General features: G+C 49.0%; 7 protein-coding genes. All 7 read left to right on the top strand.

From position 1 onward, the window contains the following. The first annotated feature begins 131 nt into the window (after nucleotides 1-131). The 7 genes from CRO74_RS00235 (at nucleotide 132) to CRO74_RS00200 (ending at nucleotide 15,325) form a co-directional block, all read left to right on the top strand. Nucleotides 132-3,422 carry a SusC/RagA family TonB-linked outer membrane protein gene (locus CRO74_RS00235; protein WP_097124007.1) on the top strand — a complete coding sequence of 1,097 codons (3,291 nt, stop codon included), beginning with the start codon at nucleotides 132-134 and terminating at the stop codon, nucleotides 3,420-3,422. A gap of 90 nt (nucleotides 3,423-3,512) precedes the next feature. Continuing rightward, nucleotides 3,513-5,261 carry a RagB/SusD family nutrient uptake outer membrane protein gene (locus tag CRO74_RS00230; protein WP_097125952.1) on the top strand — a complete coding sequence of 583 codons (1,749 nt, stop codon included), beginning with the start codon at nucleotides 3,513-3,515 and terminating at the stop codon, nucleotides 5,259-5,261. 811 nt (nucleotides 5,262-6,072) lie between these two features. Next, on the top strand, nucleotides 6,073-9,324 hold the full coding sequence (locus CRO74_RS00220; protein ID WP_097125951.1) for a SusC/RagA family TonB-linked outer membrane protein: 3,252 nt from the start codon (nucleotides 6,073-6,075) through the stop codon (nucleotides 9,322-9,324). Between the two features lie 13 nt (nucleotides 9,325-9,337). Further along, nucleotides 9,338-11,086, top strand: coding sequence for a RagB/SusD family nutrient uptake outer membrane protein (locus CRO74_RS00215; RefSeq protein ID WP_097124006.1), 1,749 nt, complete (start codon nucleotides 9,338-9,340; stop codon nucleotides 11,084-11,086). Nucleotides 11,087-11,212: 126 nt separating this feature from the next. Continuing rightward, nucleotides 11,213-11,473: a hypothetical protein gene (locus tag CRO74_RS00210; protein ID WP_097124005.1), complete on the top strand. Its 261-nt coding sequence runs from the start codon at nucleotides 11,213-11,215 to the stop codon at nucleotides 11,471-11,473. A gap of 90 nt (nucleotides 11,474-11,563) precedes the next feature. Then, the gene (locus CRO74_RS00205; RefSeq protein ID WP_097124004.1) at nucleotides 11,564-12,769 is read left to right on the top strand and encodes an AGE family epimerase/isomerase; all 1,206 of its coding nucleotides are present in this window, start codon (nucleotides 11,564-11,566) and stop codon (nucleotides 12,767-12,769) included. A gap of 123 nt (nucleotides 12,770-12,892) precedes the next feature. Next, nucleotides 12,893-15,325 carry an endonuclease MutS2 gene (locus CRO74_RS00200; RefSeq protein ID WP_097124003.1) on the top strand — a complete coding sequence of 811 codons (2,433 nt, stop codon included), beginning with the start codon at nucleotides 12,893-12,895 and terminating at the stop codon, nucleotides 15,323-15,325. The last annotated feature ends 100 nt before the right edge of the window (nucleotides 15,326-15,425 follow it).

Below are 15,425 nucleotides of genomic sequence, written 5' to 3'. Positions count from 1 at the left end.
TAACAATAAAGACAATTAATTTCATTTAAATAGATTTAACACTACTATATTGTTACTATTTCTTTTTGAAATACAATTTATCATTCATAATATTGATTCGTTTTATTAAATAATTAACCAACCTATTTTTCATGAAAGCATCGTTCTACAGATTTCTGCAGACCGCTTTTCTGGGTACAGTATTATTACTGTGGAGCTTAAACGCTTCCGCCCAGGACCGTCGCCTAACGGGTAAAATCACGGGCGTTGATGGCCCGGTACCAGGGGCCAACGTTGTACTCAAGGGTACCCAAACGGGTACTGCCACTGATGCCGATGGAAATTACGCACTGAACATTCGGGGTGCTAGCCCGGTGCTGGTGATATCGGCCATTGGTTTCAAAACCCAGGAAGTAAATGTGGGTAACCGCTCGTCTGTTGACGTAACGCTCGCAGACGACGCCACCGCTCTGAGCGAAGTTGTTGTAACGGGCTATTCGACCGAAAATCGCCGGGATGTGACCGGGGCGGTATCAACCGTAAAGCCAGCCCAGTTGAAAGTTGTGCCATCTACAAACGTAGAACAGCAGCTCCAAGGACGGGTAGCCGGGTTAACCGTTATTACCAACGGACAACCTGGTACGACCAGCCAGGTGCGGGTACGGGGTTTCGGTTCGTTTGGTGGTAACCAGCCCTTGTACGTTGTTGATGGTGTACCAACGCAAAGCATTCAATACATTGCTCCAGATGACATCGAGTCGACCACTGTTTTGAAAGATGCAGCTTCGGCATCCGTTTACGGAGCACGTGCGGCATCGGGCGTGATCGTCCTGACAACAAAGAAAGGCCAGCGCCGTGCACAGAAACTGAGCATCAGCTACGACGGCTTGTACGGTGTTACCGATCCAGGTCATGGTCAGAAAATTCTGACACCACAGGAACAGGCTGACTGGACCTGGCAGGCACGCAAAAACGACATCTTCCAGGCTGGAGAAACGATTGGACCAAACAGCTTTACGGGTATTTCCAATGGCCAGTACGGGTCGGGGCAAACCCCTGTATTACCGGATTATCTGCTGGTAGGTAGCCGGACAGGCGTTGCTGCTTCTGCGGTGGATCTGGAAGCCGAGCGGGCCAAGTATAACATCAACCCAGCCAACGGGGCCATTTACAATGTTATTCCCGCCAATAAGGCAGGTACAGACTGGTACGGAGCCATTACGCGGGTAGCTCCCCTGATGCGTCACACGCTGGGCTTCTCCGGTGGCTCAGAGTCGAGCCGTTATTACCTTAGCCTGGGTATGCAGAAACAGGCTGGTATCATCACTTACAACGATTTCTCGCGTTATACCTTCCGTGTGAATACCGAATTCGATATCACAAAGAAACTACGGTTTGGTGAGAATATACAGCTCGCCTATGTGTCGACAACGGGCTTGCAGGGTAGTACAGGAAGCACGCTTGGCAATGGCACGAACAACAACTCCAGTGTTGCGGCCGATGAAAACGATATCCTCCTGGCGTTCCGTCAGGCCCCGATTATTCCGGTATACAACTCCTTCGGTGGCTACGCAGGCACAGCAGCCTCGGGTTTCAATAACGCCCGGAACCCTGTGGCTAACCGTATTGGAGCAAAGGACAACATCAACTACAACCTGATCGCTTTCGGTAATGCTTACCTGGAATATGATGTCATTCCAGCATTAACACTGCGCAGCAGCATTGGCGGAACCTATTTCAGCAACTACAATAACTCGTACAACCGGTCTCAGTACGAGAACTCAGAGAACAACACGAACTACGTGTACAACGAATCGTCGAACGTTGGTTTAGCCTGGACGTTTACCAACACGGCTCAGTACAAACAGAAGTTTGGTATTCATGACGTTAGTGTTTTAGCCGGTATCGAAGCCCTCAACACAGGAAGTGGTCGGGGTATCAATGGTTCTGGCCAGAATCCATTCACGACAGACCCAGACTATGTAACGATTGGCACAACAACACCGGGTGCTACCCGCAGTGTAAACAGCTACTACGGCAAGGGCAACAATTTCTATTCTCTCTTTGCTCAAGCGCGTTACACGTTTAATGACAAGTATATCCTTACGGGTGTTGTTCGCCGGGATGGATCGTCGCAGTTTGGCTCTCAGAACCGCTACGGGGTATTCCCTGCTGTTTCGGCGGCCTGGCGTCTTTCTTCGGAAGATTTCATGAAGAATCTGCCCTGGATCTCGGATCTGAAAGTACGTGGTGGGTATGGCCTGATGGGTAACTCGAACTACCTGAGCTCTACAAACCAGTACAACCTGTTTGGTTCCAACGCGGCCAACAGCTACGACATTACGGGGGCCAATACATCGGTACAGGCCGGTTATTACCGTAGCCAGATTGGTAATGCTGCTGCTAAATGGGAAACCAGCATCACATCAAACATTGGTATAGATGGTGCTTTCTTCAACAACAAACTGGAAGTTGTTCTCGATTTCTGGCAGAAAGATACCAAGGATCTGCTTTATCCGCTTGCCCTTCCGGGCGTCGTTGGTGTTCGTGCCAACGCTCCTTACGTGAACGTAGCCAGCATGCGTAACAAAGGTATTGACCTGCTTGTGACAACCCGGGGCAATGTGGTTGGCGATCTGGGCTATGAGGTTACAGCGGTTGGAAGTATCCTGGACAACAAAATCACGGCTATTGCTCCATCAGTGCCTTATTTCACAGCCAATGGTCAGCGTTTAAGCTCGCCTGTAGTTCGTAACCAGCCGGGTCATGATCTGTCGTCCTTTTATGGTTACAACGTCATTGGCCTCTTCAACAGCAAAGCAGAAGTTGATGGTGCCCCCACACAGAGTGGTGCCGCTCCGGGCCGTTTCCGTTTCCAGGATATAAATGGTGATGGTCAAATCAACGATGCCGACCGTACCTTCCTGGGAAGCCCAATTCCTAAGTTTACGGGAAGTCTGACGCTGACGCTGAAGTACAAAGGGTTCGACCTAAACACCCAGGTGTATGCTTCGCTTGGCAACAAGATCTTCAATAACTCGAAATGGTACACCGACTTCTATCCTTCGTTCCCCGGAGCCGCTGTTAGTCAGCGCGTGAAAGATTCGTGGTTGCCAACGCATACAGACACACGAGTACCGATTTTTGAGAATACCTCAAACTTCAGCACGAACACCGAGTCGAACTCCTATTATGTTGAAAATGGCTCATACGGCCGGATGCAGTACGTAACGCTGGGTTACACCTTCCCGGCCACCCTGTTGAACCGGGCTAATCTGAGCCGGTTGAGACTGTCGCTGTCGGCAACGAACCTGTTCACGATTACGAAGTACTCTGGTCTGGACCCAGCCGTTGGTGGTTCGGCTGACCAGAACTTTGGTATCGACATCGGTAACTACCCTGTTACCCGTGGCTATAACGTAGGCTTGAGCTTCGGTTTCTAAAAAAGCAACTAAGCACTGGCAGTGAGTTTACTAACTACAAACTCACTGCTTTTAATGAACAATTATCTAATCGTAGGTAAAAGTCAAACCATGAAAAAAATCATATTAAGGGGCACAATCGTAACATTGGTACTTACCATGGTTACGTTTGCCTGTAAAGACAAATTTCTGGATGTACCGGCAACAGGCCAGTTGGCCAGTAACCAGCTGACATCCAAAGCCGGACTTGAAGGCATCCTCCTTTCCTCCTATGCGCAATTGAATGGCCGGGGTTTTTCCCGGGCAACCAGTTCCTATAACTGGGTACGTGGCAGCGTTTCGGGCGGTGAAGCGAACAAAGGCTCGAACTCTGGTGACGGCGGTGGCAACACCAACTTCTCAACCTTCCAGCGGTACGAAATATTACCTTCAAATGGTGATATCAACGATAAGTGGCGGGGCATGTACGAAGGCATCAGCCGGGCAAATGCCGTTCTGCGGACTTTACCCTCAGCAAGCGCTGATGTGTCTGAAGCCGACAAGAAACGGTTAGCTGCTGAAGCTCGCTTTCTGCGCGGACATTACTATTTTGAGTTAAAGCGTTCTTTCAACATGGTCCCCTATGTAGATGAAACGCTGGATTACGGCACGGGTATTGAATTGGTTAAAAACGATGTAGACATCTGGCCAAAAATTGAAGCCGATTTCAAATTCGCTCAGGACAATCTACCCGAAACTCAGGGTGCGGCCGGCCGGGCCAACAAGTGGGCTGCTACAGCTTATTTAGCTAAAACATACCTGTATCAAAAGAACTATACGGCCGCTAAACCGCTGTTCGATCAGGTTATTGCAAACGGCCAGACTACCAATGGCAAAAAATATGGTTTGGCAGCCAACTTCACGGATGTTTTCAACGCGGCTAAAGACAACAGTGAAGAGTCTGTGTTTGCCATTCAGGCGGCTGTTAACACGGGCGACGTATCCAATTCGGCTCAGGAGCTGGATCTGAACTTTCCTTACAATACGGGTTCTAATGGGCCTGCTGGTTGCTGCGGTTTCTTTGCACCAAGTTTTGAACTGGCGAACTCATTCCGGGTTGATGCCAATGGTCTGCCTTTATTGGATGGTTCCTATAACAGCGGAGCAAACCAGTTAAAAAATGATCAGGGTATCGACTCAAAAGCTGCGTTTACACCCGATGCGGGCCCTGTCGATCCTCGCCTGGACTGGTCGATCGGACGCCGTGGCATTCCTTATTTAGACTGGATGGTTCACCCAGGTCTGGACTGGATTCGTGATCAGAGTTATGCAGGTCCTTTTTCGCCTAAAAAGTTTGTTTTCTACCGGTCGCAGGACAAAACCCTGACGGATGGTAGTTCCTGGACGGATGGTTACTCAGCCATTAACTACAACATTATCCGTTTTGCCGATGTCCTGTTGATGGCGGCTGAAGTAGAAATTGAGGCTGGTAGTCTGGAAGTTGCCCGTGGTTATATAAACCGGGTTAGAACCAGAGCGGCTAATGCCGATGCCTGGGTCAAAACGTCTGATGGAACAAATGCAGCTAATTACGTGATTAGCACCTATACAACTCCATTTGCGAGCAAAGAAGCTGCTTTGGCCGCTGTCCGGTTTGAGCGGAAGCTGGAACTGTCGGGAGAAGGTCACCGTTTCTATGACCTTGTTCGGTGGGGAGTTGCAGCACCCGTACTTAACGCTTTCCTAAGTTACGAAAGCCAAAAGCTACCATTGGGTTACTCGGGCGCTAAGTTCACTGCCGGTAAAGACGAGTATTTTCCAATCCCACAAGTTCAGATGGACTTGCAGAAAGGTGTATTCAAGCAAAATCCCGGATATTAAAACAACTGCTTAAATTCTGTAACATAAAAAAGGCCGCTCTGCTTAGCAGGGTGGCCTTTTTTATGTTACAGAATCATCTATCGGACACGATTATTAATCTATTCAATACATAGACATTTATCATAGCAAACCATCAAACAACAGACCAGCCGGGTTTCGAGGATTTACAGGCAAACAAGCGGACCCGTAAATACGAAGCCTACTATACGGCTAAAGCACCCCGCAGTGAGCAATCCATGACCAGTTCTGATAAGATTGTACAGCGTGAGGAAGAAAATCACAACCTAGAACGACGAGTGTGACCGAACTAGCCCAGGAATAGGGAGGTCATGGCCCGAGGGGCCATAGTAGTAGTCGAAACGACAGTAGAAAACCACGTCCTTGTCCTGACTAAACTATTCTTTAAACCATAGCCTTAGTATATACTCAGTTGCACCTATAGGTATTCTCGTATAAATACTTAGTTAAACTAATTTTAATAGTAGCAATAGAATGCTGATAATGTACCACTTAGTATATTTTCCTTATTAAATAAATACCGGGAATCCCTCAGCTCATCTACTTAATATGTAAAAAGTACGTGTAAATTATACTTACAAATAATATCACTAAAGCAATTCAATAAGTATATACAGAAATACAACATGTTGATTTACAGCGATTTAAAAAAATTAAAAATATAATTATTTTTATATTTAATGATCTTTTCTTTATATGAATGTACCACGATTATTACGATTTCACTTTGAAATATAATTTAATCGGCATAATATTGATGCGTTTAACTAATTATAAAACCAACCTAATCTTCATGAAAGCACAGTTCTACAGGTTTCTGCAGACCGCTTTTCTGGGCGCAGTCTTACTGCTCTGGGGCTTAACAGCCTCTGCCCAAGACCGTCGTGTGACGGGTAAAATTACGGGTACCGATGGCTCAGTACCAGGGGCCAACGTTGTTCTGAAAGGAACACAAACCGGTACTGCGACAGATGCGAACGGCGATTTTTCGCTGAACATTAAGGGATCCAACCCTGTGCTGGTGGTATCAGCCATTGGCTTCAAGACGCAGGAAATTACGGTGGGAAACCGTACTTCTATTAGCCTCAAACTCGAAGACGATGCCACTGCGCTAAACGAGGTAATCGTGACGGGTTATACTACGGATAATAAGCGTGATAATACCGGTGCCGTTGCGACGGTGAAGGCACGTGCACTGACAGCTGTACCCTCAGGTAACGTTGAACAACAGCTGCAGGGCCGTGTTTCGGGTTTAACGGTTATTACAAACGGACAGCCTGGTACTGCCAGCCAGGTGCGGATTCGTGGATTTGGTGCCTTTGGTGGTAACGAGCCTTTGTATGTAGTTGATGGCGTACCCGTTGGCTCTACTAACTTTTTGGCTCCTGACGACATTGAGACCACAACGGTACTGAAGGATGCGGCTTCGGCTTCTATTTATGGAGCGCGTGCTGCCAACGGTGTAATTGTTTACACCACGAAAAAAGGGTCGAAAACGGCTAAACGACTAAGCATCAGCTACGATGGCCAGTATGGTGTAACGGATCCTGGCAAAGGCCCCAACAACCTGAACCCACAAGAGTTCGCTGACTGGACCTGGCAACAGTACCGGAACACCGCGTTCCAAAACGGCACTGCGCCTATTTATAGCCACCCGCAGTTTGGCTCAGGCAGCACCCCGGTCATTCCCGATTATATCAATGTTGGAGGCCAGGCAGGTGTTGTCGGTACCGTTGATCTGGCGGCTCAAAGACTCAAATATAATGTTGACCCTACAGCAGGTGCTATCTACCAAGTAGTACGCGCGAACAAAGAAGGCACCGACTGGTTTAAAGCCATCACACGTCAGGCTGCCCTTCAGCGCCATGCACTGGGTTTTTCAGGTGGCAGCGAGAACAGCCGTTTTTACATTGGTATGAGCGCGCAAACCCAACAGGGTATTATGCTTGAGAATGACTTTAAGCGATACACCTTCCGGGCTAACAGCGAGTTTAACCTCTCGAAGCGTGTTCGTATTGGTGAAAATCTTCAGTTTACCTATCTCTCCATTCGGGGTCAGGGTGGAGCTGCTGGTGGTCAGGGGGTTGCTGCTGACGAAAATGACTTCAACTTAGCCTATCGTATGCCTTCCATCATTCCCATCTACGACGAATTTGGTGGATATGCCGGTACTGCTGCAAAGGGCTTTAACAACCCTCGTAACCCGGTAGCCAGCCGTCAGGGACAGGCTAACAACAATAACTTCAGCATCAATGGCTTTGGTAACGTCTATGCCGAATATGAGCCGATTGATGGGTTAACGTTGCGCACTAGCCTTGGTGGTCAGATCAACAACAACTATGGTGTGGGCTATGGCCGTATCCAGTACGAGAACTCAGAAAATAACTCTGCCACAAGTTACAATGAGAACGCCAGCTACGGTTACTCATACGTGTTTACCAATACCGCCAACTACAAGCATCAGTTTGGTTTGCATAAACTCGATGTATTAGTCGGTCAGGAAGCTCTTAACACGGGCATAGGTCGTAACATTTCTGGTAACGGACAAAATCCATTTTCGTTCGACCCTAACTTTATCACGCTGAACACGGTATCTTCAACGGGCCGTACAGTAGGTAGCGGTTATGGTCTGGGCGTTAATTTCTACTCCCTCTTTAGCCGGGTAAACTACTCGTTCAATGACAAGTATATTGTAACGGGTCTTGTTCGACGAGATGGTTCGAGCCGCTTTGGCGCACAAAACCGTTATGGTGTGTTCCCGGCTGGTTCGGCAGCCTGGCGTATCTCGTCTGAAGAGTTCATGAAAAACCTACCTTGGGTTAGCGATCTGAAAATCCGGGGTGGTTATGGTATCATGGGTAACTCAAACAACGTAGATCCCAACAACCAGTTTAACCTGTATACAGCCAATCTGGGTAACTCAGCCTACGACATCAACGGTAGCAACTCCAGTACGCTGGATGGCTATTACCGGTCACGTATTGGTAACCCATCCGCTAAATGGGAAAGCTCCATCACGAAAAACATTGGCTTAGATGGTACGTTCTTCAACGGTAAGTTAGATGTAGTTTTAGACCTTTGGCAAAAAGATACGAAAGACTTGCTCTTTCCTGTGCCAATTCCTGACGTAATTGGTAACTACGCGGCTGCCCCATCGGTAAACATTGGGGAAATGAGAAACAAAGGAATTGACCTTCAGGTAATTAACCGAGGAAAGATTGGCGGTGAAGTAGGCTATGAAGTCAACGTAACGGCCAGTGTTTTAGATAACAAGATTGTCTATCTGGCTCCTGGTCTGACTTATCTGACGACTGTAAATCCAGGCTTCCGGGGTATCAACCCTATCCGGAATCAGTTGAATTACTCCATCTCGTCCTTCTACGGGTACCAGACTATGGGTCTCTTCCAGAGTAAAGAGGAAGTTGCCGCTGCACCCAAACAGGACGGAGCCGCTCCAGGCCGTTTCCGTTTTGCCGATCTCAATGGCGATGGTAAAATTGATGCCGATGACCGGACGTACTTAGGTAGCCCTGTTCCAAAATTCACGGGTGGTCTTAACCTACGGTTTACCTACAAGGGCTTCGATGTTGAAACCTATGCCTATACCTCGATTGGCAACAAAATCTTCAACGTCTCGAAGTGGTTCACCGATTTCTACCCATCGTTTGCTGGTGCGGCCATCAGTGCCCGCGTGAAAGATTCGTGGTTGCCAACCAACCCCAATCCAAACGCAACTGTACCCATTTTCGAGTCGGCAGCTAACTTTAGCACCAATGGCCAGTCGAACTCCTACTACGTAGAAGATGGTTCGTACTTCCGGTTACAGAACTTCTCTGTCGGGTATAATTTCCCGGCTTCGATTCTGAATCGCCTGAAGCTACAGCGTGTGCGGGTATTTGCTTCAACCAACAACTTGATCACGATCACGAAATACTCGGGCATCGATCCAGGTGTAGGTGGTAACGCCGATACGAACTTCGGTATCGATGTAGGAAACTATCCTTTGACACGACAGTTCACGGGCGGTTTGAGCATTGGCTTCTAATCAAAAACATCAAATGAATCTTAAAAAACAAATTCTCATTCTTGGCTCTACCGCAGCGATATCGCTGGTGGGAGTTGCCTGTAAGGATACCTTTCTGGAGGTACCCGTAACGGGGCAATTGAGTGTTGCCCAGCTTAATACCAAAGCAGCCATTGAAGGTTCGCTGGTTTCCGTTTACTCACTACTCAATGGCCGGGGAGACCGCAATGCCTCTTTTGCCAACTGGGTATGGGGTGGCATGCGCGGTGGCGATGCCAACAAAGGCACCGACTTTGGTGACGGTACGAACTTCGTACCCATCCAACGCTTCGAGACGATCCCAACGGGTGACGTTGCCGGTACATGGGCCCGGAAGTATGAAGGTATTTCTCGCGCAAATACAACCCTACGGCTTTTAGCTACGGCTGGTTCTGATGTATCAGCTGCCGACAAAATCCGTATTACTGCCGAAACGAAGTTTCTGCGTGGCCTCTACTACTTCGATCTGAAGCGGCTCTACAACATGGCTCCGTATATTGACGAGACGGTAGACTATGGATCGGGTATCGAGAAAGTGGCGAACAACACGGACCTATGGCCCAAAATTGAAGCCGACATTAAATTTGCCTATGAAAACCTCCCCGAAACACAATCGGCGGTGGGACGGGTAAATAAATGGGCTGCTGCCGCACAATTGGCCAAAACGTATCTGTATCAGAAAAAATTTACAGAAGCCAAAACCTTGCTCGACCTTGTTATTGCCAATGGCAAAACGTCCAACGGCAAAAAATATGGTCTGGTAGCCAAGTTTGCTGACCTGTATAAGGCCACGAATGACAACAACGAAGAATCGGTGTTCGCTATTCAGGCTGCTGCAAATACCGGTAGTGTCAATAATGCTAACCCGGAGTTCGATCTGAACTACCCATACAACACCGGACCGAACGGCCCAGGAAACTGCTGTGGCTTCAACCAGCCAAGCTTCGAGTATGTAAACTCGTTCCGCACCGATGCCAATGGACTACCTTTACTCGATAACTCGTATAACACCGGTGCTAACCAGGTGAAAAACGATATGAATATCTTGAGTAAAGATCCATTCACGCTCGACCAAGGTAACCTCGATCCCCGGCTTGACCATACGGTAGGTCGGCGCGGTATCCCATACCTCGACTGGCAGGATCACCCAGGTGCTGACTGGATTCGTCTGCAAACCAGCGGTGGCCCTTACTCGCCTAAAAAGTTTACCTACTATAAGTCAGATCGTGGTTCGCTACAAGACAATAGTTCGTGGACACCAGGTTATACTGCGCTTAATTTCCCTCTTATTCGTTTTGCTGACGTACTGCTAATGGCTGCTGAAGCTGAAATTGAGGTGGGTTCGTTAGCGAAAGCACGCGACTACGTAAACATGGTACGTAAACGGGCTGCTAATCCGGATGGTTATGTAAAGCGGGCTGATGGAACACCAGCCGCTAAGTACGTGATTTCGGAGTATCCAGCCTCGGTGTTTGGTTCGAAAGCATCCGCTACAACTGCGCTTCGATTCGAGCGTCGTTTAGAGCTGGGCGACGAAGGACACCGTTTCTTCGACCTCGTACGCTGGGGTGTTGCTGCTCCTGTGCTTAACGCATACCTTCAGTATGAAGGCGCGTCGGCAAGGCTTCCAACAGCCCTGGGCGGAGCAGTCTTTACCGCCGGACAAGATGAGTATCTGCCAATTCCACAGGCACAAATCGATATCCAGGGCAAAGATATTCTGAAGCAGAACCCCGGCTACTAAGCCAATCGCTTACTTAGCCAATTCCAATATAAAAAAGCCTGATCTGCTATGCAGATCAGGCTTTTTTGCGTTAAACATTTTTTCCGCTCAATTGTTAAAAGCCTACTTAATAAATAGACATTTATCATGGCAAATAACAAAACCACAGACCAGCCCGGTTCGAACGACAAACAGGCAAACAGCCATCGAACCCGAAATTATGAAGCGCATGATACGGGTAAAGATCGTCCGAATGCGGAGCGAACGATGACTGATTCGGACAAGAGTGTACAGGGTGAAGAAGAAAACCATGACATCGAAGCAAAAAGCGTAAACGAGCTTGCCGATGAACGCGGAGGCCACGGGCACTCGGGTCATAGCAGCAGCCGGAATGGCAGTAGAAAATAGGGTGTAATGAATTATGAATGAAGAATGATGAATAACCTGTCGACAACCCTATACGCATCATTCATCACTCTTCATTCATAATTGACACCCATGGACGTAAAGCAACTTCGCGCCGAATTGCGGCAGGAACATAAAGACATACTTGCTTACTGGAGTCGCTACGCTCCCGATCCTGAGCATGGCGGTTTTTATGGCCGGGTCAACTACCAAAACCAGCCCGATCCCAAAGCCGAAAAAGGCATTGTCCTGAACGCCCGCATCCTGTGGACCTTCTCGGCCGCCCTCCGGCACACACAGCATGAGGAGTATCGCTCCATTGCCGATCAGGCTTTTCAATACATTCAGAAATACTTTGTTGACCCACAGTACGGCGGAATCTATTGGTCGGTGGATGCCACCGGTCAGCCCAAAAACACACTTAAACACCTTTACGGGCAAGCCTTTACGCTGTATGGACTAAGTGAGTACGTTCGGGCGACTAAATCGGCACCCGCCCTCGCTCTGGCAAAAGACGTGTTTCAAAACATGGTGAAGCACGCATACGACCCAAAGAAGGGCGGATTTGTGGAAGCCCGCGCCCGCGACTGGTCACCGGCCAAGGACTATATTATCAGCAAATACGATAATCAGGAGATAAAGACGATGAACACGCATCTCCACATCCTGGAATCGTTTACGTGTTTGTATCATGTCTGGCCTGATAAATCCGTAGCCGAACAAATGCGCGGTATGCTGCACATGTTCCAGATTCATATCATCGACCCGACAACTTACCGGATGAATCTATTCATGGATATGAACTGGAAAGTCCGGCGAACGGCTGTTTCCTACGGTCATGACATTGAAGCCTCGTGGCTACTTCCCGAAGCGGCCGACTTACTGGCCGCCAAAAATCCGTCCGATAAGCCGCTAAAGAAAGCATTTCAGCACATCGGCGTAAAAATGGCGCGGGCAGCGTCCACCGGTTTCGACCCAACGGATGGCGGTATGAACTATGAACTTGAGCCCGACGGCCACCTCAACAAAGAACGCTCGTGGTGGGTGTTGGCCGAAGCCATGGTCGGGTTTATGAACGCCTACCAACTCACGCATGAGAAGCAGTTTCTGGATAAATCGGTCAAAAGCTGGGAGTTCATAAAGAAGTATTTGCTCGATGTCAAAAACGGAGAGTGGTATCTGGGCGTCAGCGGTGATCATAAAATACTGGGAAACGATAAAATCAGTATGTGGAAATGTCCGTATCACAATAGCCGTTCCTGCCTTGAAATGCTCGAACGACTGGAACATCTGCATTGACAAAAAGAACCCACTGTCCTCCCTTACTGTTATTCATATAGCACCATCCCAATTGGGTGGGCATCAATCACTTTTTTAGCTTATTTTTTCCATCAGCCGATAAGGCAGCGATGGCGCTATAGAATGCTTTATCCCAATACCTTAGAACATAAATTAGGTTTCAGCACTATCCGCGAACGCCTAAAAGAGGCCTGTGTCAGTCCACTGGGGCAGGACTATGTCGAGAAAATTCGATTTACGGATAACGTTCAGCTCATTGACAAACTTCTCCGCCAAACCACAGAATTTAAACAGATTGTTCAGTACGAACCCGACTTCCCGACGAGCAACTACATTGACGTTCGCCCTCATCTAAACCGGGCGCGCGTGGAAGGACTTGCGTTGACGGAAGCTGAATTCTTCGACCTGAAACTCGCCCTGCGAACCATCCAGGACTGTCTGCGCTTTTTGTCCAAACGGGAAGAAGACAACAATTTCCCGTTTTTACGCGAACTGGCGGGTCCGGTTGGCGTGGATAAGAAGTTGACGGATGCCCTCGAACGGGTGATCGACGACCGGGGCAACATTCGCGATTCGGCGTCGCCGGAGTTATCCCGCATTCGTCGGCGCATTATTGGCGAACAGGCTAACCTTCGTAAACGACTGGATAGCATTCTGCGGCAGGCCCGGCAAAACGGATGGATTCCGGATGAGCTTTCCCTCACAGTACGCGGAGGACGGTTGGTGATTCCCATCGCGGCTGAGCACAAACGAAAAATCAAGGGATTTGTCCATGATGAATCCCAAACGGGACAAACCGTTTTTCTGGAACCGGCCGAAGTATTCGATGCCAACAACGAGATTCGTGAGTTGGAGTACGAAGAACGGCGCGAGATCTACCGGATTCTGCTCGCCCTCACTGATCAGATCAGACCTCATCTGGAGGAGTTAAAGAGGGCCGTCAATTTCCTGGCGCAGATCGACTTCATCCGGGCCAAGGCCAAACTGGCGATTCAGTTAGATGCGATAATGCCCAAGCTGCACGAGCGTCCGTTCATCAACTGGACCAACGCCCGGCACCCGCTGCTCCATTTGTCGTTTTCCAAAGTAGGAAAAACGGTTGTGCCCTTGGGCGCTCGGCTGGATGAAAAGGCCCGAATCCTCATTATTTCCGGACCCAATGCCGGGGGTAAATCTGTGGCACTGAAAACCATTGGCCTCATTCAGTACATGCTCCAATGCGGCCTGTTGGTCCCCATGGCCGACTATTCTGAAATGGGTGTTTTTCAAAATCTGTTTATTGACATCGGCGACGAGCAATCGCTGGAAAACGACCTGAGTACCTACTCGTCGCACCTCACGGCGATGAAGCAGTTCCTGATTGGTGCCAACAAGCGGACACTCTTCCTGATCGACGAATTCGGAACCGGTACGGAGCCGGGTCTGGGCGGTGCCATTGCGGAATCTATTCTGGAAGACCTCAACAAATCGGGGGCCTATGGTGTCGTGAATACGCACTATACCAACCTGAAAGTGATGGCCGATAAAACGTCCGGCCTGATTAACGGAGCCATGCGTTTCGACGGCGAGCATCTGGAACCCCTTTATCAGCTGGAGATTGGCCGACCGGGCTCCTCGTTTGCCTTTGAGATCGCGCAGAAAATCGGTCTGCCGAAAGGTGTCATTGACCGAGCCAAAGAAAAACTTGGTACACAGCAGGTAAATTTTGAGAAGCTACTGAAAGAGCTGGACATTGAAAAGCGCGTTTTCTCCGAAAAGAACATCGAAGTTGGGATCAACCAGCGTAAACTCGCCCAGCAACTTGCCGAATATACGGCACTAAAAAGCCGTTTGGACAATGATCAGAAACAGATCATTAACGAGGCCAAGCAAAAAGCGAAGGCCCTGGTTCAGGAGGCAAATCAGCGCATTGAAACTACAATACGGGAGATTAAGGAAAATAAAGCGGAGCGAGAACCGACCAAACAAGTTCGGCAGGAGCTGGAACGATTCGAGCAAAAAGAACTCAAACCCGAGCCTGTTGCCGTTGACATCCCGAAACAACGCGAAGACGAGTTCGAGAAAGACAACGGCGTGATTTCGGCAGGAAGCTATGTGCGAATTATCGGACAGAACACCGCATCCACGGCGGCCATTGGCGAAGTGCTGGCCATTCGGGGGAAGGATGCCGAAATTCGCATTGGCGATCTGAAGTCGAACGTCAAACTGAACCGGCTCGAAAAAGTCAGTAAGAAGACCTTCGCAGCCGCTACCGAAGTCCGGGACGACCGACCCCGGAGCCAGGGCATCGATATGAACGAGAAGATGCAGAACTTCAGCTTCAACCTCGACATTCGGGGGAAGCGCGGAGAAGAAGCCATTGGCGAAGTGGATCGATTTTTCGATGATGCGCTGATGCTTGGCTATCCGGAACTGCGTATCGTTCACGGCAAAGGCGACGGTATTCTTCGCACCCTCGTCCGGAATCACCTTCGCGGCTACAAGCAGGTAGGCAAGATGGAAGACGAACACGCCGACCGGGGCGGTGCCGGGGTTACCATTGTGAAGATGAAGTAGGAGATTTGGTTTACGGTATTCGGTTTATGGTTGGCTGACGCTTAATGAGTGTTCGCGTCAGCCAACCATAAACCGAATACCGAATACCGTAAATCATAAA

The sequence above is a fragment of the Spirosoma fluviale genome (assembly GCF_900230225.1).
In the GTDB taxonomy this organism is placed as follows: Bacteria; Bacteroidota; Bacteroidia; order Cytophagales; family Spirosomataceae; genus Spirosoma; species Spirosoma fluviale.
The sequence above is the reverse complement of the archived record's forward strand: the minus strand, read 5'-3'. Positions and strand labels throughout refer to the sequence as shown.